The sequence below is a fragment of the Aminobacter sp. P4_H6_2 genome (assembly GCF_056400805.1).
Window position 1 is genome coordinate 1 of sequence record NZ_JBFUKO010000025.1, and the last position, 23,623, is coordinate 23,623.

Consider the following 23,623-nt stretch of genomic DNA (forward strand, 5'->3'; position numbering starts at 1 on the left):
AGGGCGGCGGGCTGGCTTTCGAGCCGCGTTATGCATTCGGCTACGCCATGGCCTTCGTCTGCGCCTTCTTGTGGTCGGGCTATTCGCTTTTGTCGCGCCGGTTTCCATCGGTGCCGACGTCAATCGTCACCTGGTTCTGCCTGGCGACGTCGATCCTCTCGCTCATCTGCCATCTGGCGCTCGAACAGACGGTGCTGCCGGCAAACACCGGCCAATGGCTCGCCGTGCTCGGTCTTGGGCTGATGCCGGTGGGTGCGGCTTTTTATGCCTGGGACATCGGCGTCAAGCGCGGCAACATCCAGGTGCTGGGGGCTGCGAGCTATGCAGCACCGCTGTTGTCGACACTGGTGCTGATCGTTGCCGGCTTTGCCGAGCCGAGCCTGCGAATCCTCGCGGCATGCGTGCTCATCACTGGCGGGGCGGTGCTTGCGGCAAAGTCGCTGATCTTTGGCGAGCGCAACGACAAAAATCCGGCCACCGATGGGGCAGGGGCTTAAGACTGCTTCGGTTCCCAGCCCGGTTCCGCCAGTTCGAACTGGTCGAATTCGAAGCCGGGCGACACCGTGCAGCCGACTAGCGTCCAGTCGCCCAGGCTGCGCGCTGTCTGCCACCAACCTGCGGGAACCACGCATTGCGGCTGCTCGCCTGCTGCGAGATTGACGCCGAGCGTGTAGGCGATGACGCCGCCACCTTCCTGGTGCAGCTTGAGTTCGATCGGGGCGCCGGCATGGAAGTGCCAGACTTCCGACGCGTCCCTGACGCGGTGCCAGTGCGACACGTCGTTATGTTCGAGCAGGAAGTAGATCGCTGTCGAGTTGCCGCGGGCGCCGTGCGGGCCGCCATAAGAGTTGTCGCGAAAGGTCTCTGTGTACCAGCCGCCTTCGGGGTGGCGGCGCATTCCGAGCATGGCAATGATTTCAGCAGCGTACATGTCAGAAATTATCCTTGCGCTTGCGGATTTCGGCGAACACTTCGGTATCGGTGGCCTTTTCCATGCCAAGATGCTTCCTGATCGCCGGGTCGGGCCAGCGCAGGAACGGGTTGGTAGCCAGCTCCTCGCCGATCGTCGTCGGCAGCGTCGGCTTGCCGTCCGCCCGGAGCGCTTCGATCTTTTCGGCGCGGGCGCGCAAGGCCGCGTTGTCAGGGTCGATGGTTAGCGCAAAGCGCGCATTGGACAGCGTGTATTCGTGCCCGCAATAGATCACCGTCTCAGCGGGCAGGGCGGCGAGCTTATTCAGCGATTCGAACATCACAGGTGCCGGGCGTTCGAACAGCYGGCCGCAACCAAGCGCAAACAGCGTGTCGGCGGTGAACGCGACCTTCGATTTGGGCAAGTGGTAGCAAACGTGGCCGGCGGTGTGGCCGGGCGTCGAAATCACCTCGATGGTCTCGCTGCCGAAGGGGATCACCGAGCCTTCCTCGACGGTGTCGTCGATGCCAGGGATCTTGTCGCGTTCGGCTTCAGGCCCGACGATGCGCAGCTTGAAACGCTGCTTGAGCGCCAGATTGGCCTCGACATGGTCGGTATGGTGGTGCGTCGTCAGGATCATCGACGGCGTCCAGCCGCTATGTTCGATGGCCGACAGGATCGGCGCTTCCTCGGGAGCATCGATGATCGCCGTCTCGCCGGTTTCGCGGTCGTGCAGCAGCGCGCCGAAATTGTCGGTGCGGCACATGAAAAGCTTGATCTCGACTGGCATCGCAGAACTCCATTTCGTGACAGGACGATACGGCGCGCTTTCTTCGCTGTCACCTCAGTTGGCCTCAGTCGTTGAAGTCGTCGTTGCGGGCGTCTACCTTCAAGCCATGAATTCCGACATCGTCGACCTTCGCTCGTTTTACTCGACACCGCTGGGCCGCCTGRCCGAGCATTCGATCGCCATGGGCCTTTCGTCGGTATGGGCCGGCCTGCCCAATGAGCGGCTGGTCGGCCTTGGCTATGCCCTGCCTTGGCTCGACCGCTTCGGGTCCGACGCCGAGCGGGTCTTTGCCTTCATGCCAGCGACCCAAGGTGCGGTCGTGTGGCCGATGCAAGGGCCCTCGGCGACCGCTCTTGTCTTCGACGAGGAGCTGCCGCTTGTCGATTCTTCCATCGACCGGGTGCTGCTTGTCCATTCGCTCGAACACGCCGAGAGCCCGCGCGAGACGCTGAAGGAGATCTGGCGGGTGCTTTCGCCCGCCGGGCGCATCGTCATCGTCGTGCCCAACCGGCGCGGCGTGTGGGCGCGTTTCGAACATACGCCGTTCGGCACTGGCAGGCCATTTTCGAGCGGCCAGCTCAACGAGTTGCTGCGCGAAGCGAATTTCACCGTCTCGGCATGGTCGGACGCGCTGCATTTTCCCCCGTCGCGACGCAAATGGATGATGCGCTTTGACCATCTGTTCGAGCGCGCCGGCCGCCGTCTGTGGCCGATCTTCTCCGGCGTCATCGTGGTCGAGGCGCAAAAGCGCGTCTACCAGGGCATACCGGTGGCGCAGCGCGCCTCGCGCCGCGTCTTCATGCCGGTACTCACGCCGAGCGGTGCCACTCGCGGGTTTCCAGCACTTAGGCGCGGCGATGAAGGCGGCGGTTGATCGCACCCTCACGAAGGGGTGAGGCCTCGCCACTTCCATTTCGACGCCATTGCAGCGAAACTCGATCATCGGCTTAGGGTTGTCAGACGATGCTTGGAGCACTGGCGATAGTCATGTGCATGGGCTGCGAGTTGCCCAACCCTGCTGCTGTGCCCACAGCCGGCCTTGCCGTCGATGTCGAACTGGTACTTGCGGTTGATGTGTCGCGCTCGATGGATCTGGAGGAGTTCACCCTCCAGCGTGCCGGCTACGTGGAAGCTCTACGCCATCCGGATTTCGTCGATGCGGTGCTTTCCGGCCAAAATCATCGCGTTGCCATTACCTATTTCGAATGGGCAGGCACGGTGCGCGAGGAATCGGTCGTGCCATGGCAAATCATCGACAGCGCGGAGAGCGCGGCGGCCTTTGCCCAAAGACTTGAAGCCAGGCCTTTCAGCGGCTTTCGGGGCACCTCGATTTCGGGGGCTGTTACTTATGGCGCTCGGCTGTTCGACCGCAACGAGGCTGACGGCTGGCGCCGCGTCATCGATGTTTCCGGCGATGGCCCAAACAATTTCGGCACCCCCGTCACACGTGCGCGCGATGCTGCCGTAGCCCAAGGCATCGTCATCAACGGCCTGCCGATCCTGATCAGGCCTTCGCGGACGGCCGGCCAATTGGATCGCTACTATGCGGAATGCGTCACCGGCGGGCCCGGCTCTTTCGTTCTGCCAATCCGCGCGGCATCGGAGTTCGCCACGGCGATCAGGCGCAAGCTTGTTCTCGAAGTCAGCGGCAGAACCGACATTCCGGCAGTCGTCAAGGCGGATGCCGTGGCTCCGGTCGACTGCATGGCCGGGGAGCGTGACAGGCGGATCTATTCCGATCCGTATTTCCCGGAACTCGACAGGTAGCAGGTTTTCGGCGCGATTGCGCCAAGGGTTGCACCAATATCGTTGTTGGCTAATGTATTCTGCGCAAGAGGCTTTCTTTCTATTGAAAGGTTGTTGTCATGCAGGGGGATTCCGTTGGGCGCCTGCTGCGCCAGGCCGCCGAACACGCCATACGATACAGGACAGAACTGGCATCCAGGCCGCAGCGTCCGCTGCATGGCTATCCAGACGCGCTGACGGCCTTCGATGGACCGCTGCCGGAAGTGGGAGACACCTCAGACACAGTGATCGATGACTTGGCAGCGCGCGCCGAGCCCGGGCTGAATGCCACGACTGGCTCGCGCTTCTTCGGCTGGGTTATTGGCGGCTCGCATGAGGTCAGCGTCGCGGCCGACTGGCTGACGAGCGCGTGGGGGCAGAACGCTGGCAACCACCATGCCATGCCCTCTGCAGCGGCGGCGGAAACGGTTGCCGCGCGCTGGCTGCTCGAACTGCTCGATTTGCCACGCGAAAGCTCGGTTGGTTTCGTTACCGGAGCCACTGTCGCAAATTTTGTCTGCCTGGCCGCAGCGCGCGGCGAGGTGCTGCGGCGAGTGGGCTGGGACGTTGAGGCCAAGGGGCTTTTCGGGGCGCCGCCGATTTCCGTGCTGATTGGCGACGACGCCCATACAACGGTCTTTTCGGCGCTGCAGTTCCTCGGTCTCGGCCATGATCGGGTGATCCGCGTCGCCACCGACAGCCAGGGGCAGATCTTGGCCGATGATTTCGCACGACGGACTGCGGAGGTGCGCGGGCCGGCTATCGTCATCCTTCAGGCCGGCCAGATCAATACCGGTGGTTTTGATGCTTTCGCAGACCTTGTACCGAGTGCTCGCCGGATCGGCGCATGGGTTCATGTCGATGGCGCCTTTGGCTGTTGGGCGCGGGCTTCTATTTTGTTGCGCCATTTTACCGAAGGGCTCGATGCCTGCGATTCCTGGGCGACGGACGGTCACAAATGGCTTCAGACGCCATATGACTGTGGCTACGCGATCGTGCGCGACAGCGAGGCGCATCGCCGCGCCATGACAATTGCTGCGAGCTATCTTCCTCCCGCCGTGGAAGGCGAGCGCGACCCCAGCCATTTCGTTCCCGAACTGTCGCGGCGGGCGCGGGGCTTCGCCACCTGGGCGATCATCCGCCATCTTGGCCGCGAGGGAATTGCCGCAATGGTCGAGCGGCATTGCCGTGTGGCGCGGCTGATAGCCGACCAGCTTCGCAGCGAAAATGCTATCGCGGTCCTGAACGACGTCATGCTCAATCAGGTGCTCGTACGGTTTGGTGCCAACGAGCCCGCTGATCGTGGCGACGAGCTGACCAGGGCGACGATCGCGCGGATCCAGCGCGACGGCGCTGTCTTTGCCGGCGGTGCGAAATGGCGCGGYCGCGAGGTGATGCGTATTTCCGTCATCTCCTGGCTGACTGATGAAGCTGCGGGAAAGGCGGCGGCTGTGGCCATCGTTGCCAGCTGGCGGGCAGTTCAAAAAGGCTCCTAGCCCCCGGTTTGCATCACTGTCGGTGTCGTTCACTTTCGGTTGTCCGGAGGCTTATTCCGTCTGCGGTCTTCAAATCTGCAAGAACGCGTCTTAAATGCCATCGGCAGGGGAGCTGTCAGCTTCCTCGACAACAACAGGGGTTCTTCACCTGACCGACGTCATCCACCAAAAACGCGCTGTCCAGCATTCGAAAGGCAAGCGCGCGATGCTGATCGTCAATCCGCGCGCCCGCCGTGGCGGCGGGTCGATCGATGTCGCCAGGCAGGTGCTTGTCGATGCCGGACTTGAGATCGAAGAGATGGCAACCAGCAAGGATGAGAACGCCTCCGAGCTGATTTCGCGCCATGCCGATCATTTCGACATAGCGATCGTCGGTGGCGGTGACGGCACGCTCAACAACGCGGCTGCCGGCCTCGCCCATTCGGGTCTGACGCTTGGCGTCTTGCCGCTGGGCACCGCTAATGATTTCGCCCGAACCATGGGCATCTCGCCGGATCCGGTCAAAGCGGCCGAGATCATCGCACAAGGTCACCAGACCACCGTCGATCTCGGCGAAGTCAACGGCCATCTGTTCTTCAACGTCGCCAGCATCGGCTTCAGTGCTGAACTGGCGGGCGAGCTTACCGAGCACGCCAAGAAGCGCTGGGGCACACTCGGCTACGGTATCGTCGCAGCGCGGCTTTTGATGCGCTCGCGCCTCTTTACGGCCTATGTCGATCACGATGGCACGACCGAAGAAATCCACACCATGCAGGTCTCCGTCGGCAATGGCCGCCACTATGGCGGCGGCATGACCGTCGAGGAGACAGCCACCGCCGATGATGGCTGGCTCGATTTCTACAGCCTGGAGGTCGATCACTGGTGGCGTCTGCTTCGGCTGTTGCCCAGCCTGCGCAAGGGCACGCAAGGTCAGTGGGACGACGTCCGCGCCTTCAAGACCACCGAAGTGACCATCCGTACCAAGCGGCCGCGTCCGGTCAACACCGATGGCGAGCTGGTGACCTGGACGCCGGCGCATTTCCGCATTCGGCCGAAATCGGTACGCGTGTTCGCGCCGAAAGCCTGACACTACGCCTGGCCGTTTGGCTGCGACTTCGATCACGACCTTGTTCCGCGAACGTGGCAATACGTAGCCATCGTTGAATGGCACAATGGACGCCTCGATTCGAGCGAAGCGGGCCAGTCGGAGCAAGCGCATGCCAGGCCAATCTTTTACCCAAACCAATCGCGAGCCCCTTGCGCCTGATTTCGACGGCGGGTTTTTAAGTCACCTCAAAATGGCACGCCAGGCGCTGGCTTCTTCGCCTGTGCGCAAGACGCTCACCTGGCTCAGCCTTTCGATCTTCGCCATCATTGTCGCCACCTCGGCTGGGCAGATCATTCTCAACCGCTGGAACAAGCCGTTCTACGACGCGCTGGAAAGGCGCGATCTTGCGGCCTTCCTCGACCAGTTGATGGTCTTTGCGGTGATCGCAATTTGTTTATTGGTGCTGAACGTCGGCCAGCAGTGGCTCAACCAGATGATCAGGCTCAAGCTGCGCGAGGGTCTGACTCTCGACCTGATCACCGAGTGGTTGCGTCCGGGGCGTGCCTTCCGACTAGCCAATGCCGGGGCGGTCGGGGTCAATCCGGACCAGCGCATGCAGCAGGATGCCGGCCACCTTGCCGACCTCACGACCGACCTTGGCATCGGCCTGTTGCAGGCCTCGATCCTTCTCGTCTCCTTCGTCGGCGTTTTGTGGAGCCTGTCGTCAGGCTTCGTCTTTCATGTCGGCGGAAGCTCGTTCAGCATTCCCGGCTACATGGTCTGGGCCGCCATCATCTATGCCGGCTCGGCCTCTTTTCTGAGCTGGCTCGTCGGCCGGCCGCTGATCACCCAGAACTCCGATCGCTATTCACGTGAGGCGGAGCTGCGTTTTTCCATGGTCCGCATCAACCAGAATATCGATGCGATATCGCTGGCCCGCGGCGAAGCCGATGAAAAGCGGCGGCTCGAGATGGACCTCGCAAGTGTCCTGACAGCGCTGCGGCGCATCTTCACCACCCAGATCAGCCTTGCCTGGGTCACCGACGGCTATGGCTGGTTCACCGTTGTCGCTCCCATTCTGGTGGCGGCACCGGTCTATTTTGCCGGCGATATCAGCTTCGGCGGGCTAATGATGGCGGTCAGCGCCTTCAATCAGGTACACGCCTCGCTGCGCTGGTTCATCAACAATGTCGGTGCCATCGCCGACTGGCGGGCAACCTTGATGCGCGTCGGCGTGATTCGCAGCGTGCTGGTGGCTGCCGACGTGTTGCACGACAAGGAGGACCGCATCGATTTCGGCGAAAGTCGTGACGGCAGCCTCGCCTTCGATAATCTCGAAATCATTTCGCCGAGCGGCTGCACCAAGCTTTCGGAGCCGCATCTCAGGGTCAAGCCAGGCGAGCGCGTGCTCGTCGTTGGTGAGGCGGGTGCCGGCAAGACCTTGCTGTTTCGTGCCCTGGCGGGGCTTTGGCCCTGGGGGAAAGGCCGCATCGAGCTTCCGGGCGGCAAGCAGGTCGCCTTCCTGCCGCGCTCGTCCTACGTGCCGCCCGGCACGCTGCGCGACGTGTTGTGCTATCCCTCCGCCGACCGGACATTTACCGAGGCAGAATTCACAGCGGCACTCCGCGCCGTCGGGCTGGAGCGCCTGACGGGATCGCTCGACCGCGTCGCATCATGGAGCGAGGAGCTGAATACCGATGAGTTGCGGCTTGTCGCTTTCGCCCGGCTCAGCCTGCATCGGCCCGACTGGGTGATCATCGACGAGGCCTTCGATACGATCGATGCTGCAGCACATGAGCGTGTCAGGGCCATGTTCGAAGGCGAACTGGCCAACACCGGCGTCGTCTATTTCGGTCCGGCTCGGCAGAGTGGCAGCCTGTTTGACAGGACCGTTCATCTCGCCAAGGACAAGCGCGGCCCGGCTCTCAAGAAGATCCGCCTTGAAGGGAAGGCCCGGGCCGCAGCCGATGCCTGATGCGGCCCAGGCCGTAGCATTCAGGTTGCCGAAGTTTCGGGACAGTCTTGGGAAACGCCGGAGGTCTTGCTCGGCTCGAAGATCGCGAAGCTGATCGCAGCCAGGATCCAGACGCCGATGCCGCCATACAGTGCCACCCAGCCAAAGCCGTTGACCAGCGCTGCGTGAGCGATGGCTGCAGGCACGTCGAGGGCGGATTGTGCGCTTCCTCCGGGCGAAACCGCGCCGCCGGCGGCGATGCGCTCCGCCAGCGATCGCAGCTGCGCGGCGTCGGACACTTCGGGAAGCGCGTCCCTCAACGTAGAGAGGATACCTTCGACAAGGACAAAACCCATAACCGCGATATTGACCGCGAGGCTGATCAGCCGGGCGCTGGCGTCAATGCCCGAGGCCATGCCGGCCCGGCTTGCCGGCACAGACCCGGTTGTCATGTTGGTGGCTGGCGTCGTCGTCAGGCCAAGTCCGATGCCGGAGATCAAGGCGCCAGCCAGAACCGTCAGGCCGCTTGCCTGCTCAAGGCCACTGCCGAACCACATCACGATGAAGCCGAGCCCGATGGCAAACAGGCCGAGCGGGATGATGGTGCGTGCGCTGGTGCGCAGCAGCAGATACTGGGCGATCGGCGGCATCACCAGGAAGGGCACCGTATAGGCAAGCAGCGCCAGCCCGGTTGTCGTGCTGTCATAACCGAGACCTACGGTGAAATAGATCGGCAGGTAGATCATCAGCGGCCAGTAGCTGAAATTCATGCCGATGCAGCCGATGATCGCGCCTGAGAAATCGCGGATCCTGAACACCGAGAAGTCGAACATCGGGTGAGCATGAAAGCGCTCGACCAGAATGAAAGCGACGAAGCCGATGATTGTCGCGGCGGCGATGCCGAGGGCCGTCGGGCTCAGGAAACCAACATCCGCGCCCTGGGTGATGTAGTAAGTCAGTCCGAAGACCGCAGCACTCAGGGTGACGATGCCGAGGATATCGAGCTTCTTTGCCTGCGGGTCGCTCGATTCTTCAACGCCGGCATAGGTCAGGGCCAGGCACAGCACGGCCAGCGGCGCGTGGACCAGGAACACCCATTCCCAGGTGGACAGGGCGACGATCAAACCACCGATGATCGGTCCGAAACCCAGCCCGATGCCGGTGACCACGCCCCATATGGCAAAGGCCTTGCCGCGCGCCTTCGCGTCCTGAAACTGATGCGACAGGATGGCGATCGAGCAGATGAACAGCGCCCCGCCGGCCATGCCTTGCAGAAACCGGCCGACGATCAGCACCTGTGTGTTCGGCGCAAGTCCGCAGATCAGCGATGTGATGCCAAAGGCGGCGGCGGTGACGGCAAAGACGCGCTTGCGCCCGAAGCGGTCGGCAAGCGTTCCCGTCGCCATCAGCACCGTCGTGCAAGCGATGGTGTAGGCGTTCATGATCCACTGCATGTCCTTGAAATCGGCATGCAGTACGTGCTCGAGCGTCGGCAGGATCACCGGCACACTGGAGATCTCAAGTCCGAACATCAATGCGGCGAGGCAGATGGCGGCGAGCGCCAGGACGTTTCTGCTTGATTGGTTCATCTGGTACCTCTGGCTGCCGGCAGGAGCGATCGTCTTGCCGTCATGTTGCTTTGAGAGCCCCAGATAAGCGACGCTTGAACATATAAAAATGCTATGCAACCCTATTTCAGTGATAACAAATTGGAATGGATGCGATGCTGTGGCTCGACGCTGAGGCGGTGCGGAACTTTGTCATGGTGGCGGAACTGCAAAGTTTCACCCGAGCCGCCGATGCGATGGGCACGACGCAAGCGGCCGTCAGCGTCAAGCTCAAGCGGCTCGAGGAGCGTGTTGGCCGCAAGCTGATCGAACGCACGCCGCGCAGTGTGCGGCTGTCCGCCGAGGGCGCGCTTTTCATCGATTCCGCGCGCGCTTTCCTGGTCGCGCATGACAATGCGGTTGCCGGCCTGTCATGTGGAACGCGCCGTTTTGCGCTGGGCATCGCCGGACATGTTGCCGGGCCGGAGGTGACGACCTTGCTGGCGCGGCTTAACCAGCACGATCCGGCGCTGACGATCGAGGTTCAGGTCGACAATTCGAGCAATCTGCTCGACGCCTTCGATCGCGGCAAGCTGGATGCCGCCATCGTCAGGCGCGAGGATGACCGCCGTGACGGCGAAGTGCTGGGGCCGGAGCATTTCGGCTGGTTTGCGACGCCCGACTTCCATCATCGCCAGGGCGAGCCGATCCGCCTGGCTGCGCTGTCGCGGGCCTGCGGCGTCCGCGATCTCGCCACGCGCACGCTCGACGATGCCGGTATCCCCTGGGTCGAGGTATTTCTCGGCGGAGGGTCGTCGGTGGTGACGGCCGCCGTTTCAGCCGGCCTTGCCACGGCCGTCTTCTCCAGCCGGCTTTCGCCGCCCGGCACAATCGAGATCAGCCGCAAGTTCGGCCTGCCTCAGGTGCCGTCATCGGAAATCGTTTTGCATTCGACGCTGACCGATCGCCGCTCGCGCGAAGCACTGCGCATCCTGGCCTGCGCCTTCCGCGAGCACGGCACCCCGTCCGGGTAAGGAACGGCCTGGGCGGCGGCCTATCGCTTCAGCAAAAACACCGCCTGCTCGCCGAAGAAGTTCCAGAATCACCTGCGCTTCGAAAGACCGCGCTCAGGGGTCGAGCGCGGCCATGGGGCGAGCGGCTAAGAATTTTTGCCGATGTTCTCCACATCGTACGCCGTGGTCTGGTAGACCCGGTTGATCCAGTTGCCGAAAAGCAGGTGGGCATGCGAGCGCCAGCGGTTCAGCGGCCGGCGTTGCGGATCGTCATCAGGGTAATATTCGTGCGGCACCGCGATGGTCACGCCTGCAGCCACGTCGCGGTCGTACTCTTCCTTGAGCGACGTCGAGTCGTATTCGATGTGGTTGAACATGTAGAGCCGGTTGCCGGTTTCTTCGGCCAGCAGGCTCGGGCCTGTCTCTTCCGATTCCATGAGCAACTCGAGACCAGAGCCCTCGGGAATGTCTTGGGCACGAACTTCCGTCCAGCGTGACACCGGAATGGCGAAATCGTCCGAGAAACCGGCCAGGTAGGGGGAGGCTGGCGCGTTGTTGTTGTGACGGAAGACGCCGAAGGCCTTTTCCTCCAGCGTGTGTTTCGGAACGCGGTGGAAATGCCATGCGGCGGCCATCGCGCCCCAGCAGATGAAGAATGGCGAATGCACGTTGGTCGTCGTCCAGTCCATGATCTGCTTGAGTTCGTCCCAGTAGGTCACTTCCTCGAAGGGCAGCAACTCCACCGGCGCACCGGTGATGATGAAGCCGTCGAACTTGCGGTCCTTCACCTCTTCCCAGGTCTGGTAGAAGGCGATGAGATGGTCTTCGGACGTGTTCTTGGCCTTGTGGGTGCCGATGCGTACCAGGGTCAGCTCCACCTGCAGCGGGCTTGCACCGATCAGGCGGGCGATCTGCGTCTCCGTCCGCACCTTGTTGGGCATGAGGTTAAGCAGGCCGATCTGTAGCGGGCGGATGTCCTGGCGGAGCGCTGTCTGCTCGTCCATGACGGAGACGCCCTCTTTCACCAGCACTTCTCGGGCAGGGAGCTGATCCGGGATCTTGATTGGCACTGTGCGAACTCCAAAAAAACAAAAACCGGCATTGCTGTCGCAAAGCCGGTTTACGGATCGCAAACGGCCCTTTAGCGACTTGTTTAACGTGGCTGCAAGCCGACCGGCCAAATCACCACGGATCCATGATTGCTATTACGCCCGGTCGCCGATTGCGTCAACTGCGACCCAAATGGGGCGCCAGAGCCGCCGCAATAGCCGGTTTTCCTCGACATTATGTGCCTCGGGCGGTATTCCCGCTGCGACCTCCGCCCGGAGGCGCCAATCCAGGATTTTCGACATGAGCAAGGCACCTGAACAGATTCGCCCCGAACCCCGCGCGGGCATCATGGAAATCGCAGCCTATGTGCCCGGCAAGAGCACTGCGGGCGCAGGTGTCACCAAGGTCCATAAGCTCTCGTCGAACGAAAATCCGCTTGGTGCGTCGCCCCATGCGACCGAGGCCGTCCAGAAGTTGGCGCACAAGATGGCGTATTATCCCGACGGGTCGTCGTCACGCCTGAGGCAGGCGATCGCGGCGACCCATGGGCTCAATCCGGCCAACATCCTGTGTTCCAACGGCTCGGACGAGCTGATCGGCCTGCTTGCGCAGAGCTATCTCTCGCCGGGCGACGAGGCCGTGTACACAGAGCACGGCTTCATGGTCTACAAGATCTACACGCAGGCCGCTGGCGCGACCCCGGTCGTTGCCAAGGAGACTGGCGAGAAGGCTGACGTCGACAAGATCATCGCTGCGGTAACGCCCAAGACCAAGATCGTTTTCCTGGCCAATCCGAACAATCCTACCGGCACTTACCTGCCGTTCGAGGAAGTGCGCCGCCTGCACGCGGCCCTGCCCAGGAATGTGCTGCTGGTGCTCGACGGGGCCTATGCCGAATATGTCCGCCGCAACGACTACGAGTCCGGCGTCGAACTGGTCGCGGGCAACGAGAACGTCGTCATGACCCGCACTTTCTCCAAGATCCACGGTCTGGGTGGCATGCGCATCGGCTGGATCTATGCGCCGTCACACGTCATCGACGTGCTGGAGCGCATGCGCGGGCCGTTCAACGTCAATGCGGCGGCAATCGAGGCCGGCGTCGCGGCCATGGAAGACCGTAGCCACGTCGAGCGCACCGTGGCGCACAACGCCCAGTGGGCGGAATGGCTGGTCGCCGAATTCGAAAAGCTTGGCCTTCGCGTCACGCCGAGCGTCGGCAACTTCCTGCTCGTCCACTTCCCCGACGATGCCAGGCACGGCGCCGATTTGGCCGACGAGTATCTCAGCGCGCGTGGCTATATCCTGCGCAGGGTCGCCGGCTACGGCTTCCCCAATGCGCTGCGCATGACCATCGGCACCGAAGAGGCCAATCGCGGCGTGATCGCCGCACTCACCGAATTTCTGAAAAGTTGAACCATGTCCGATCCCCTTTTTGAAAAGATCGCCCTCATCGGCATCGGCCTGATCGGCTCCTCGCTTGCCCGGGTCATCCGGCGCGAGGGCCTGGCCCGCCACATCGCCATTTCCACGCGCAGCGCGCAAACGCTTGCGCGTGCCGAAGAACTCGGCCTCGGCGACAGCTATTCGACCGATGCCAAGGTTGCGGTCAAGGACGCCGACCTCATCATCGTTTCGGTGCCGGTTGGCTCGTCCGGCGCGGTTGCCAGCGACATCGCTCCCGCGCTCAAGCCGGGCGCCATCCTCACCGATGTCGGCTCGACCAAGGCCTCGGTCATCGCGCAGATGCAGCCCTACATTCCGGAAGGTGTCCATTTCATCCCCGGCCACCCGCTTGCCGGTACTGAAAAGTCGGGCCCCGACGCCGGTTTCGCCGACCTGTTCGAAAACCGCTGGTGCATCTTCACGCCGCTGCCGGACACCGATCCGGTGGCACTGGAAAAGCTGTCGGAATTCTGGCGCCGCTGCGGCTCCAACATCGACACGATGGACCCCGAGCATCACGACATGACGCTCGCGATCGTCTCGCACCTGCCGCATATCATCGCCTACAATATCGTTGGCACCGCCGACGATCTCGAAGCGGTGACCAAGTCGGAAGTGATCAAATATTCAGCCTCCGGCTTCCGCGATTTCACGCGATTGGCTGCTTCCGATCCGACGATGTGGCGCGATGTGTGCCTGCATAACAAGGACGCGATCCTCGAAATGCTGGCGCGCTTCTCCGAAGATCTCGCCTCGCTGCAGCGGGCGATCCGCTGGGGCGACGGCGACAAGCTGTTCGAGATGTTCACCCGCACCCGCGCCATCCGCCGCTCGATCATCGAGGCTGGCCAGGAAGTCGATGTGCCGAACTTTGGCCGCGAGGCGATCGAGCATCCGGTGAAGAACTAGGGCAGTAGGGCAGTAGGGCAGGTATAACCCTTCCGCCCGCTGCCTCGCGGCACAAGTTCTTACTGCCTTATTCCCCCAATGCCCTACTGCCCCACTCTCATTGCACTGCCGSTATCATGCCTAGCGGAATGAAGCCGAGCGTGGCTCGGCCCTTGACGATGCGCAGCGGCAGGGCCGGCGCGTCTCCAAGCAAGGCAAGCCCGGAAAACACCGATCCTATCTGCTGACGCTGCTCGGGGATGACATCCGACAGGATGCGCGACAGGTCGCGCGGGTTCTGGATGATCACCTTCAGGTCGGCGTCGACCAGCCCGTCAGCATTGATCGACCATGGCCCGCTGAGTGCCACACCCGCACTGCCGCCTGATGTCAGCGTCATCGAACGGATCATGCCTGATTGACCGCGCAAGACAGGCTGCGCGCTCGTCACAAGGGCAACGCCATTGTTGAGTGTCGTGTCGGCGCTGCCGTCGAGCTTGGGCAGTATGCGGCCATCGATCGCCTGAGGGTCGACCAAGAGCCCGGTGAAGGTTCCTGCAAGGTCGAGGTTGGTGCCGTTCGGACGCAGGTGCGTCTGGGTTTCCTCGGCGGTGAACAGCGGTGTCGGTGGGCCGTCGCTGAAGGCGGCTTGGCCGGTCAGCTTGCGCGTTTCCACCGAAATCCGCTCCGGCAAGGGATTGGCGAGGCGGGCGCTGGCGTGCAGGAGATCCCAGTTGAACTGAAGCTGGGGCAGGTCAGGCGCGGTGACGCGCAGCGGCCCGTCTAGCTCGATCACTGTGCGCATCGGCTGGTAGATCTGGGCTGCGGTGCGCAGGCTGCCGGCGCTGGCGGAAATCCTGCGGGCGGAATCCTCATAGTCCAGCCTGTCGCAGAACAGTCCGATGCGGAACGGAAAGCCCCTGATCGTAGGGCTCGCGCATTCGATTGACACGCCGTCGCGGCTCAAGCCTGCGATCGCCTCGCGGACCTCGTTTTCGGCCTTTCCGGCAAACCAGAACCAGCCGGCGCTGTAGCCGCCGAACAAAAGCACGATGAAAAGTCCGAGCCACAGGAAGCGGCGGCTGTAGTTCGGTTTTGGTTCTTGGCTTGACGTCATGCTCGGGCTCTCGCTAGTGCATGACCCCGAAAATCGGACTGACTTTCGGAAAGGATCATGCACAGATTCAAAGTGTTACAGCGTCCTTTGCGCGTCCGAGGACGCGCGGCGCTGTAAGCGGGAAACCCGCGAAMCACCAACAGGCTTGGCGATATGGGCGATTTTTGGGTTTTTGGCTATGGCTCGCTGATGTGGCGGCCAGGTTTTGCGCATGTCGAGACGCGCCGCGCCCGGCTGATGGGCTTTCGCCGCTCGCTGTGCATCCGCTCCTTTGTGCATCGCGGCACCGAGCAACGGCCGGGCCTGGTGCTCGGCCTCGACCGTGGCGGCTCCTGCGTCGGGCTCGCCTTCCGCGTGCCTGGCGACCTGCGCGACGAGGTGCTCGCCTATCTGCGCGAGCGCGAACTTGTCACCAGCGTCTATCTCGAGCGCTCGCTGGCGATCCAACTCGCTCAGGGCGAGAAGGTTGAGGCGGTCTGTTACATCGCCGACCGCAACCACCGCCAATATGCCGGCAAGCTCGACGCGGCGCACGCCGCCGGGATCGTCATTGGCGCGGTCGGCCAGTCCGGCCGCAACGAGGACTATGTCGCAAGCACAGTAGAGCATCTGCGTGCGCTCGGCATTCGCGACCACTGGCTGGAAGAGGTGGCGCGGCTGGTTGGCAAATGACGGCGCGCTGTCAGCAGCAAAAAATACATGCACGATTTTCGGCGGCGACGAGGGCGGACTCGCGCTAAGGATTCGCCATGCTTTTCCAACGTCCATCCGACGATGTGCTCTACGACGCCCTTCTCGCGCGCGACGCGGGTTACGACGGCTTTGCCTATGTCGGCGTGAAAACGACAGGCATCTTCTGCCGGCTTACCTGCGCCGCACGAAAGCCCAAGCGCGAGAACGTGCAGTTCTTCGACACCACAGCCGAATGCCTGCATGGCGGCTTTCGCCCTTGTCAGCGCTGCCGGCCGATGATGGGTACCGRAGAACCCGAACCGCTTGTCGCAACACTCATCGATGCGCTTGAGCGCGAGCCGGAGCGGCGATGGCTGGAAACCGACGTCATCGCCATGGGCTTCGATGCCTCGACGGTGCGGCGCGCTTTCAAGCGCCGATTCGGCATGAGCTTCCTCGAAATGGCGCGGCTGCGGCGCCTCGGCCATGCTGCCGAACGACTGACCTCCGGCGATAGCGTCATCGACACGCAGATCGACGCCGGCTTCGATTCAGGCAGCGGTTTTCGCGCCGCTATCACCCGGATGCTCGGCGAAGCACCGGCCAAGCTGCGCGGCAAGACCATGCTTAAGGCGGACTGGGTCGAAACGCCGATCGGCCCGATGATTGCGATTGCCGATGCGCATGCGCTGCACATCCTCGAATTTCTGGAACGCAAGGCGTTGCCTGCCGAAGTGGCCAAGCTGCAGGCCGCCACGGGTTCGGCCATCGTCTTTGGCCGGGCAGCGCCCATCGACCAGATCTCGGCCGAACTCGTCGCCTATTTCGCGGGAAAATCCTCGAGCTTCGCGACCCGGCTTGCGCCACAGGGCTCGGCCTTCGAGCGCCAGGTATGGGATGGGCTGCGGCAGATCCCTGTTGGCACAACGGCGACCTATTCAGGTCTCGCGGCAGATATCGGCAATCCGCCTGCGGTGCGCGCGGTCGGCCGCGCCAATGGCGCCAACCCGATCGCCATCGTCATTCCCTGCCATAGGGTTGTCGGTGTCAGCGGCGACCTGACTGGCTATGGCGGTGGCCTCTGGCGCAAGCGCTGGCTGCTCGAACACGAGCGGCGGATGGTGGCAGGCTAACTGTTAGCCGGCCTTTACGCCCAGTTCTCCCAGCCGCTTTGCTGCCGCCGGCGGCATCGGCGGGGGATTTTCCGACGTTGCAGCCTCGATCAGGAACGCATCACAGGCGGCCTCTGTCTCGGCGATCAGACGCCTCATGAACTCGTCCTTGTCCAGGCCAGCCGGGATAGGCGGCAGGAAGCGTGCCTTGATCGTGCCGGGGAAGCGCAGGAACTTGCGGCGCGGCCAGTACAGGCCGGCGACATGGGCGACCGGAACAACCGGCAGGTCGAGTGCCGAATAGAGCTCGGCGATACCCCATTTGTAGGCCGGCTCGGCTCCTGGCGCGCGGCGGGTGCCTTCGGGATAGATGATCAACTGGCGGTCGTTCTGCATTTCCTTGCGGGTCGCAACGACGACAGCCTTCAGTGCCACCGAGCGTTTGCCGCGATTGACCGGGATCATCTTCATCTTGGCGATGTACCAGCCGAAGAACGGGATCCACATCAATTCGCGCTTGAGGATGTAGAGCGGGTCGCGCAGATAGGGAAAGAAGGCGATGGCATCCCAGAACGACTGGTGCTTGGGCGCCAGGATGAACGAGCCCTCGGGCAGGTTCTCCATGCCGGTTACTTCACTCTTCGTGCCGGCGATCTTTTCCTGCAGCCACAGGCTGGTGCGGGCCCAGAATTTCGGCACGAACCAGGCGCGATGGCGCGGCGACAGGAAGTAATAGGGCGTCCACAGAATCATCTGGGCGACCAGGCTGACATAAAAGACGAAGTTGAATGCCAGCGAGCGGATATAGAGCATTGTGAGGAGCGCCTGAGGACGGATTTTGCCGTTGGTTACACCAAGCCGTCCGAAAAGGAAAACGGCGCCTAGCAGCTGCTGGCATCTTTGGGACGGKGGTGGTCCCTATTCGGACGCCTCGGCCTGCACCACGACCACGCCGTCCGCTGATGGCTTGACCGGCACGATGCCGCGGGCCAGCGCCAGAAGGTACTTGTTGTATTCGGTGAACAGCACGCGCAGGGCTTCGGGCTTGGTCAGCCAGCTCCCGTCGTCGAGCTTGGAGTTGACGACCGGATAGGGCTCCAGACTGGCATGGCGCAGCAGCCGCCCCATCTCCAGCAGGCTGCGCGGCATGTGATAATTGTTGGTCACCAAAATGACGCGCTCATAGTCATGGCCTTCGACCCATTTGGCGCTTTCCTCGGCATTGCCGATGGTGTCGAGCGCGGCGCGGTCGATGTCGACGCAGCAATTGAACAGCGCCTTGTCGCCACGGTTGGCGAGCTGCAACTGGCGTCGGGTTGCCGAAGGGTGGACGCCGCTGATCAGCAGGCGCTGGCCCTTGCCGGCCTTGAGCAGGCCAAGGGCAGCGTCGATCCGCGATTGCCCACCGGTCAGAACGATGATGGCGTCGGCCTTGGCGGGATCGGTGGGTGTGGTCAAGCCGCTGACGTGAGTCGCAAAGAGGGCGAAGCCCCCCGTGAAGATAAAGGCGGCTGCGACGAGGATAAACAGTATGCGGCRCAAAAAAACCATTCTCCGGCGCGGCTTGAGCCTGGCCGGGTAGAATTTCGTTCCTGAAACCGTCCCCGATGCGGCGAGCCCGTTCTGTCCCATCACGAAACCATGGTTAAGCCGGGAATGCGGCTTTTGCAGAGCCTAATTATACACATTAGGTGACGATAAGACATCATCCGTGATTACAACCCGTCCGGTTGATGTGTGTCGATGTCGCCGAGGTAGCTGACAACGGTGAAATGCGAGGTTGCGGCGGTCAGAGCCCCGATCACCGCGACGATCACGGCAACGCCGAGATAGCCGTTGGCACCGATGGCGAAGTTGCCGAACAAAGCGGTTGCCTGGTCGGCTTCCGGCGTCGCCAGGTTGCGCGACGACCACCAGGAAAAGATGATGAAGACGATTACCGCCGCAATGCCGCCGGCGGCCGCGCCCTTCATGCCGGTCAAAAGGAAGTGGCGGCGGAACTCGCGGGCGATGAAGCCGGCCTCGGCGCCGACGAAATGCAGCACCTCGATGATGTGGCCGTTGCCGGCCATGGCGCCACGCGTCGCAAACACCACCGACAAAACGGTCGCGGCCAGCATCAGCACCAACACGCCTGTGCCGATGGTCACGGTGGTGCGTGCCATCGCCACCAGCCGGTCGACCCAGGTGCGGTGGTCGTCAAGCGTTGCGGTCGGCACTTTGGGGGTAATCGCCTGGCGCATCGCGGCAAAATCGGGCGGGTTGTTTTCGTCGATGGTCACGATCACCAGACGCGGCACCGGCAATTCGTCGATGTTGAGGCCCGAGCCGAGCCAGGGCTCGAGCAGGCGGGCGGTGGCCGCGCGGTCGACGATCTTGGTGGCGCTGACACCTGCGAATTCGCCAGCGATACGAGCTGYTGTCTCCAGTGCCGCCTCCATGTCGAGCCCCTCGGCGGGCTTGATCTGGATCGTTGCCTCACGCGAAATCTGGTTTTCCCACACCGAAGCCGTGTCGCGCACCAGCGTGACCGCGCCCAAGGTCAGGCATGACAGGAAGGTCATGATGGCGATGACAAGCACCAGCGCGCGGCCGGCGACGTTTTGCGACGGCACGATGGGGGCTGCCTTGCGCTGCGCCCGGGGTGGTGACTGCTGCAGCGGCGCATCTTCGAATTCGTCTTCGAACTCTTCGTCGTGAGCGCGGCCGTCGGCGGGAGCCTCAATCATAGATATCGAGCCTTCCTCCGGCGAGAATCATGCGCCGGGCGTCGACCTGGTCCATCAGCCCGAGGTCGTGGGTGGCGATGACCACGGCGGTGCCGAGCCGGTTGAGCTCGATGAACAGGCGCAGCAGGCGTCGCGCCAGCGGCGGATCGACGTTGCCGGTCGGCTCGTCGGCCAAAAGGATCTCGGGTTGTTCGATCAGCGCGCGGGCGATCGCGGCGCGCTGCTTTTCGCCGCCTGACAAGACAGGCGGCAGTACGTGCATGCGCTCGCCCAGGCCAACCCATTTCAGCAGTTCGGTGACGTCGGTGCGGTAGCTCGCTTCCTCGCGGCCACGCACGCGCAGCGGCAGCGACACGTTCTCGTAGGTGGTCATGTGGTCGAGCAGGCGGAAATCCTGGAACACCACGCCGATGCGGCGTCGCATCAAAGGCAGCTCGGCGCGGGTAATGCGCGAGCGGTCCTTGCCAAAAACGCTGATCAGCCCACGCGTCGGCTTGAGCGACAGGAACAGCAGACGCAGCAAGGTGGTCTTGCCCGCGCCGGAAGGTCCGCTCAGGAACTGGAACGAACGCTCGGGAATGTGGAAGGAGATATCACGCAGGATCTCCGGTCCCATTCCGTATCTGAGGCCGACATTCTCGAAGCGGATCACGTGCTGCAGACCTTGAACTTGCGAATCCACGGAGATTCATCGGGACCCTGGCTGCCCGTTTCTACGAAACGACCATGGGTCCGCATGGTTAACGGACGGTTAAGTTTCCGTCCGGGCTGGGGCTCGAAGGCCCCTCGGTGGCAAAGCATTAACCATTTCCGTTTACCCCCTCTCAGCAAAATGTCGAAGGGGTCTGATGGCTGAGGAGCGGAAAGCACGCCCGGTTTCCGGCGAAATCATGACCGCGGAAGGCCGCGACACATTCGCCCAGCCGTCGCGCGTCGATCCAGCCGACATTGTCGATGCCGATTTCGAGGTCGTGACACCGTCGCATCCCCGCAACGAATCATCTGCCGACCAGCCCGTTTTTGCCAACCAGGCGGCGCGTGTGGGCGGGATGGAGATGCTGCGGTCCGCTCACATGCCTCCTGATGCGAGCCCTAGGCAGAGCGGGCCGGTCTTCTGGATCGCCGGTATCTCCTTGGCGGCAATGGCATTCTGGGTCTCGGGAGGGCATGCCGTCGTGCGTGCGGCAGCGTTTCCGATTGCCTGGCAATCGCCGTCACTGCGCATCGGCGAGGTCGATTCTCGCATCGACAACTCTGGCCGCAGGCCGGTGCTGCTTGTCGATGGCGTAGCGATCAACGACGGCAAAAGCCCTGCATCCTTGCCTCCGATCGACATCGCAGTGGCCGGAAATGACGGCAAGATCCTGCGTTACAGGCTGGGGACAGGGGCCATTGCTGTGGCTCCCGGCGCAAGATGGGCCTTTTCGAGCCGGCTCGACGTGCCTATGAACGGGATAAAGACCGTCACGGTCGCTTTCTCGGAATAGGATGCTGTCATGCCAGTTGTGCGCGACAAGGAAATCGAAGTGCTGTTCTCCGCCTCGGCGATCGCACGGCGCAATCTCGAACTCGCCAAGGACATCGCGGCGCACGACTACACCGACCTTCTGGTCATCTCTGTGCTCAAGGGCTCGTTCATCTTCGCCGCCGACCTGATCCGCGCGATGCACGATGTCGGCCTGTCACCGGAAGTGGAGTTCATTTTCATCTCCAGCTACGGCGCCGGCACGACCAGCGGCGAAGTCCGCGTGCTGCGCGATATCGACAACGAGGTCGCCGGCCGCGACGTGCTGTTGATCGACGACATTCTCGAATCGGGCAAGACGCTGAAATTCACCCGCGAGCTGATGATGTCGCGCGGCGCCAAGAGCTGCTCGATCGCTGTGCTGCTCGACAAGCGCATGCGCCGCAAGACCGATCTTGATGCCGACTATGTCGGTTTTGATTGCCCGGACTATTTCGTCGTCGGCTACGGCATGGACGTGGCGCACGCCTTCCGCGAGCTGCCTTTTGTCGGCGTGGTCAAAGGCGAAGACTGACCCAGCGACAGGCATAAACTTTCCCGGCCTTCAGAAATCGTCAACCAGTCGCGGCAAATATCGCCGTCATGGCAAAACTTCTGATCGTTGAGGACGACGAGTCCGTCCGCACTCTCGCAGCCCGCGCGCTCGAACGCGCTGGCCACAATGTCGATGTCGCCTGCGACGGCGCGCAGGGGCTCGATTGCATCCATGCCGAACTCGGCATCTACGATCTTGTGGTCTCCGACATCCGTATGCCGGAGATGGACGGCATCGAGATGGCGCAGCTGGCTGCCCGTTCTTATCCCGGCCTGCCGATCCTTTTGATGACCGGCTATGCCGACCAGCGCGAGCGCGCCGATGAACTCGACGCCATCATCATCGATGTCGTGCAAAAGCCCTTTACGCTTGCTGATATTCGCGACCGCGTTTCGCTGGCACTTGCGCGGACGAATCAGTCGGTAGCGCTCGCCGGCGCTGCCTGAGGCGCACGTCCGCCGGCGTTCAGTGCGAAGATGCCGGCGCCGACGATCAAAAGCGCCCCGATCACCGTGCCGCTGCCGGGAATCTCGGCGAAGAACAAGAAGCCCCACAGCGGTGCCCACAACAGGCCTGTATATTCGAACGTCGCCGCCTTGTTGGCTGGCGTGAGCCTGTAGGCCTGTCCGAGCAGCACCATGCCTATCGCGGCAATCACCCCRCAGGCGCCCATCATCAGGAAGTCGCGCAGGCTCGGCCAGAGCCATGGTCGCATCAGGAAATCGAGACTTGGGTGGCCGGTCTTGTGGAAGCCGGTGGCCGAGAAGATCGCGGTGATCACCAGCGCGCCGATGAGATAGGCGGCGTTCTGGTAGAAGGCCATGGTGGTAGCGCTTTCGGTGACGCCGATCTTGCGCGCCATTAATTGCGAAAATCCGTAGAGAAACGCCGAGATCAGCGACAGCAGTGCCGCCCATTCGAAAACGCCCGAGCCCGGATTGACCATGACGATGACGCCGAGCAGGCCGACAGCACCCGCGGCAAGGCTCTGCCACGGCACCCGTTCGCCGAGATAGGGGCCGGCCATTGTCATGATCAGCAAAGGTGCGAGGAAAAATAGTGCTGCCGCGTCGGCGATCGGCAGTGCTGGTATCGCCAAATAATAGGCGCAGTAGGAAATGAACAGGATCGATGAGCGCGTGGCGAGGAAACGCCAGTTGGGCGAGGCGAGTGCCGCCAGGCCGACATCGCGATGCACCATCAAAAGCAGGATGGGCAGTGCCACCACGGCGCGAATCAGCAGCGCTTCGCTCACTGGATAGGTGCCGGCAACAGCCTTGATCAGCGCGTCCTGGATCGAAAACACCAGCACGCCCAGGCAGAGGCACAGGATGCCGAGAAGCGTTCTATTCTGCATGAGGTCGGCGTGGCCTATCGTATGAGGTCGTCTTGTTTGTTCTATCTTGTGGCGGGCAGGGGCGAGAGCGCTTGTCGCAGCCTCCTGTTGGGCCAGCCAAAAAAATACCCGCCGTGAAAGTCGCGGCGGGTGAAAGTGAGGACGGTACTTACCAGTCCGTAGCCGCATCTGACGGCCACCTTCCAATGGGTAACCAGACTATTCATCGGCTTTTGAAACGATGCAAGCGAATTGAAATCATGACAGTCTTACAATTGCCGCGGATGATCGAGGCGTCCGGTGTTGGCCAGATCTGTACAACAGGCGCGGTGTTCCAATTCCGCGCCAAAAGCCAAGCCGTCGACATCATGGCCGATGCGATCGGCGATGTTTTCCATCAGCGCCACTGATCGCTGGCCCAATCGAATATCTTGCCATTGCTCCTGACAAAGGGCTGTCAGGAAGGCCGTGCTAGGAACGAAAGGTCAAAAGAGGAGAGAAAAACGATGATCACCTTCTACCACGCTCCCTGGTCGCGTTCGTCGACGATCCTGTGGCTCCTGGAGGAACTCGGCGTGCCCTACCAGATCGAGAAGGTGAACATTCGCGCGCCGGGCGGTGTGCCGGAGGACTATCGTTCGATCCAGCCCAACAAGAAAGTGCCGGCGATCATCCATGACGGCGTGGTGGTCAC

26 protein-coding genes and 1 riboswitch are annotated in these 23,623 nt (G+C 62.5%); of the genes, 16 read left to right on the plus strand and 10 right to left on the minus strand.

Going from position 1 to position 23,623, the window contains the following annotated elements:
• On the plus strand, positions 1-497 hold a 497-nt coding region (locus tag AC1DUU_RS03835; protein WP_476782088.1), incomplete at its 5' end, for a DMT family transporter.
• On the opposite strand, the gene AC1DUU_RS03840 is transcribed toward AC1DUU_RS03835, so the two are convergent.
• Complete coding sequence (locus tag AC1DUU_RS03840) at positions 494-931, minus strand: cupin domain-containing protein (RefSeq protein ID WP_476782089.1); 438 nt, start codon at positions 929-931, stop codon at positions 494-496. The genes AC1DUU_RS03835 and AC1DUU_RS03840 overlap by 4 nt on opposite strands.
• Position 932: 1 nt before the next feature.
• The gene (gene gloB, locus AC1DUU_RS03845; protein ID WP_476782090.1) at positions 933-1,700 is read right to left on the minus strand and encodes a hydroxyacylglutathione hydrolase; all 768 of its coding nucleotides are present in this window, start codon (positions 1,698-1,700) and stop codon (positions 933-935) included.
• Positions 1,701-1,806: 106 nt separating this feature from the next.
• Between gloB and AC1DUU_RS03850 the strand changes: the two genes are divergently transcribed.
• The 5 genes from AC1DUU_RS03850 (at position 1,807) to AC1DUU_RS03870 (ending at position 7,983) form a co-directional block, all read left to right on the plus strand.
• Complete coding sequence (locus AC1DUU_RS03850) at positions 1,807-2,574, plus strand: class I SAM-dependent methyltransferase (RefSeq protein ID WP_476782111.1); 768 nt, start codon at positions 1,807-1,809, stop codon at positions 2,572-2,574.
• 89 nt (positions 2,575-2,663) lie between these two features.
• The gene (locus AC1DUU_RS03855; protein ID WP_476782091.1) at positions 2,664-3,467 is read left to right on the plus strand and encodes a DUF1194 domain-containing protein; all 804 of its coding nucleotides are present in this window, start codon (positions 2,664-2,666) and stop codon (positions 3,465-3,467) included.
• A gap of 98 nt (positions 3,468-3,565) precedes the next feature.
• Positions 3,566-4,981, plus strand: a complete 1,416-nt coding sequence (locus AC1DUU_RS03860) for a pyridoxal phosphate-dependent decarboxylase family protein (RefSeq protein WP_476782092.1) — start codon at positions 3,566-3,568, stop codon at positions 4,979-4,981.
• A gap of 205 nt (positions 4,982-5,186) precedes the next feature.
• Positions 5,187-6,047 (plus strand): lipid kinase, encoded by an 861-nt coding sequence (locus tag AC1DUU_RS03865; RefSeq protein WP_476782112.1) that lies wholly within the window; start codon positions 5,187-5,189, stop codon positions 6,045-6,047.
• Between the two features lie 130 nt (positions 6,048-6,177).
• Positions 6,178-7,983, plus strand: coding sequence for an ABC transporter ATP-binding protein/permease (locus tag AC1DUU_RS03870; RefSeq protein WP_476782093.1), 1,806 nt, complete (start codon positions 6,178-6,180; stop codon positions 7,981-7,983).
• 20 nt (positions 7,984-8,003) lie between these two features.
• On the opposite strand, the gene AC1DUU_RS03875 is transcribed toward AC1DUU_RS03870, so the two are convergent.
• Complete coding sequence (locus tag AC1DUU_RS03875) at positions 8,004-9,551, minus strand: MFS transporter (protein WP_476782094.1); 1,548 nt, start codon at positions 9,549-9,551, stop codon at positions 8,004-8,006.
• 134 nt (positions 9,552-9,685) lie between these two features.
• On the opposite strand from AC1DUU_RS03875, the gene AC1DUU_RS03880 reads away from it, so the two are divergent.
• Positions 9,686-10,543 carry a LysR family transcriptional regulator gene (locus AC1DUU_RS03880; RefSeq protein ID WP_476782095.1) on the plus strand — a complete coding sequence of 286 codons (858 nt, stop codon included), beginning with the start codon at positions 9,686-9,688 and terminating at the stop codon, positions 10,541-10,543.
• A 125-nt stretch (positions 10,544-10,668) separates the two neighbouring features.
• On the opposite strand, the gene metA is transcribed toward AC1DUU_RS03880, so the two are convergent.
• Complete coding sequence (gene metA, locus AC1DUU_RS03885) at positions 10,669-11,592, minus strand: homoserine O-acetyltransferase MetA (RefSeq protein ID WP_476782096.1); 924 nt, start codon at positions 11,590-11,592, stop codon at positions 10,669-10,671.
• 51 nt (positions 11,593-11,643) lie between these two features.
• Positions 11,644-11,721, minus strand: a riboswitch (SAM riboswitch).
• 151 nt (positions 11,722-11,872) lie between these two features.
• Here metA and hisC point away from each other — a divergent pair.
• Together hisC and AC1DUU_RS03895 are read left to right on the plus strand one after the other, a co-directional pair.
• On the plus strand, positions 11,873-12,985 hold the full coding sequence (gene hisC, locus AC1DUU_RS03890; RefSeq protein WP_476782097.1) for a histidinol-phosphate transaminase: 1,113 nt from the start codon (positions 11,873-11,875) through the stop codon (positions 12,983-12,985).
• A gap of 3 nt (positions 12,986-12,988) precedes the next feature.
• Positions 12,989-13,924: a prephenate/arogenate dehydrogenase family protein gene (locus AC1DUU_RS03895; RefSeq protein ID WP_476782098.1), complete on the plus strand. Its 936-nt coding sequence runs from the start codon at positions 12,989-12,991 to the stop codon at positions 13,922-13,924.
• 97 nt (positions 13,925-14,021) lie between these two features.
• Here AC1DUU_RS03895 and AC1DUU_RS03900 read toward each other — a convergent pair whose 3' ends face one another.
• Positions 14,022-15,020 carry a DUF2125 domain-containing protein gene (locus AC1DUU_RS03900; protein ID WP_476782099.1) on the minus strand — a complete coding sequence of 333 codons (999 nt, stop codon included), beginning with the start codon at positions 15,018-15,020 and terminating at the stop codon, positions 14,022-14,024.
• 153 nt (positions 15,021-15,173) lie between these two features.
• Here AC1DUU_RS03900 and AC1DUU_RS03905 point away from each other — a divergent pair, with 153 nt between their 5' ends.
• Together AC1DUU_RS03905 and AC1DUU_RS03910 are read left to right on the plus strand one after the other, a co-directional pair.
• On the plus strand, positions 15,174-15,692 hold the full coding sequence (locus tag AC1DUU_RS03905; protein WP_476782100.1) for a gamma-glutamylcyclotransferase: 519 nt from the start codon (positions 15,174-15,176) through the stop codon (positions 15,690-15,692).
• 77 nt (positions 15,693-15,769) lie between these two features.
• Entirely contained in the window at positions 15,770-16,825 is a 1,056-nt protein-coding gene (locus AC1DUU_RS03910) for a bifunctional transcriptional activator/DNA repair enzyme AdaA (RefSeq protein ID WP_476782101.1), read from the plus strand.
• Between the two features lie 3 nt (positions 16,826-16,828).
• Here the strand turns inward: AC1DUU_RS03910 and AC1DUU_RS03915 are convergent, their stop codons facing one another.
• From AC1DUU_RS03915 to ftsE, 4 genes are all read right to left on the minus strand, one after another.
• Positions 16,829-17,617, minus strand: a complete 789-nt coding sequence (locus AC1DUU_RS03915) for a lysophospholipid acyltransferase family protein (RefSeq protein ID WP_476782102.1) — start codon at positions 17,615-17,617, stop codon at positions 16,829-16,831.
• A gap of 105 nt (positions 17,618-17,722) precedes the next feature.
• Positions 17,723-18,355: a YdcF family protein gene (locus AC1DUU_RS03920; RefSeq protein WP_476782103.1), complete on the minus strand. Its 633-nt coding sequence runs from the start codon at positions 18,353-18,355 to the stop codon at positions 17,723-17,725.
• A gap of 164 nt (positions 18,356-18,519) precedes the next feature.
• A complete protein-coding gene (locus tag AC1DUU_RS03925) occupies positions 18,520-19,533 on the minus strand; it encodes a cell division protein FtsX (protein WP_476782104.1) in 1,014 nt (337 codons plus the stop codon).
• Positions 19,526-20,185 carry a cell division ATP-binding protein FtsE gene (gene ftsE, locus AC1DUU_RS03930; protein ID WP_476782113.1) on the minus strand — a complete coding sequence of 220 codons (660 nt, stop codon included), beginning with the start codon at positions 20,183-20,185 and terminating at the stop codon, positions 19,526-19,528. Before ftsE ends, AC1DUU_RS03925 begins: the two co-directional genes overlap by 8 nt.
• Positions 20,186-20,423: 238 nt before the next feature.
• Between ftsE and AC1DUU_RS03935 the strand changes: the two genes are divergently transcribed.
• From AC1DUU_RS03935 to AC1DUU_RS03945, 3 genes are all read left to right on the plus strand, one after another.
• Positions 20,424-21,020, plus strand: coding sequence for a hypothetical protein (locus AC1DUU_RS03935; RefSeq protein WP_476782105.1), 597 nt, complete (start codon positions 20,424-20,426; stop codon positions 21,018-21,020).
• 9 nt (positions 21,021-21,029) lie between these two features.
• A complete protein-coding gene (gene hpt, locus AC1DUU_RS03940) occupies positions 21,030-21,572 on the plus strand; it encodes a hypoxanthine phosphoribosyltransferase (protein WP_476782106.1) in 543 nt (180 codons plus the stop codon).
• 68 nt (positions 21,573-21,640) lie between these two features.
• A complete protein-coding gene (locus AC1DUU_RS03945) occupies positions 21,641-22,039 on the plus strand; it encodes a response regulator (RefSeq protein WP_476782107.1) in 399 nt (132 codons plus the stop codon).
• Here the strand turns inward: AC1DUU_RS03945 and AC1DUU_RS03950 are convergent.
• Entirely contained in the window at positions 22,009-22,950 is a 942-nt protein-coding gene (locus tag AC1DUU_RS03950) for a DMT family transporter (RefSeq protein WP_476782108.1), read from the minus strand. The genes AC1DUU_RS03945 and AC1DUU_RS03950 overlap by 31 nt on opposite strands.
• Before the next feature lie 71 nt (positions 22,951-23,021).
• Between AC1DUU_RS03950 and AC1DUU_RS03955 the strand changes: the two genes are divergently transcribed.
• Together AC1DUU_RS03955 and AC1DUU_RS03960 are read left to right on the plus strand one after the other, a co-directional pair.
• The gene (locus AC1DUU_RS03955) at positions 23,022-23,339 is read left to right on the plus strand and encodes a hypothetical protein (RefSeq protein WP_476782109.1); all 318 of its coding nucleotides are present in this window, start codon (positions 23,022-23,024) and stop codon (positions 23,337-23,339) included.
• A 96-nt stretch (positions 23,340-23,435) separates the two neighbouring features.
• A partial coding sequence (locus AC1DUU_RS03960; RefSeq protein ID WP_476782110.1) for a glutathione S-transferase N-terminal domain-containing protein occupies positions 23,436-23,623 on the plus strand: 188 nt, incomplete at its 3' end.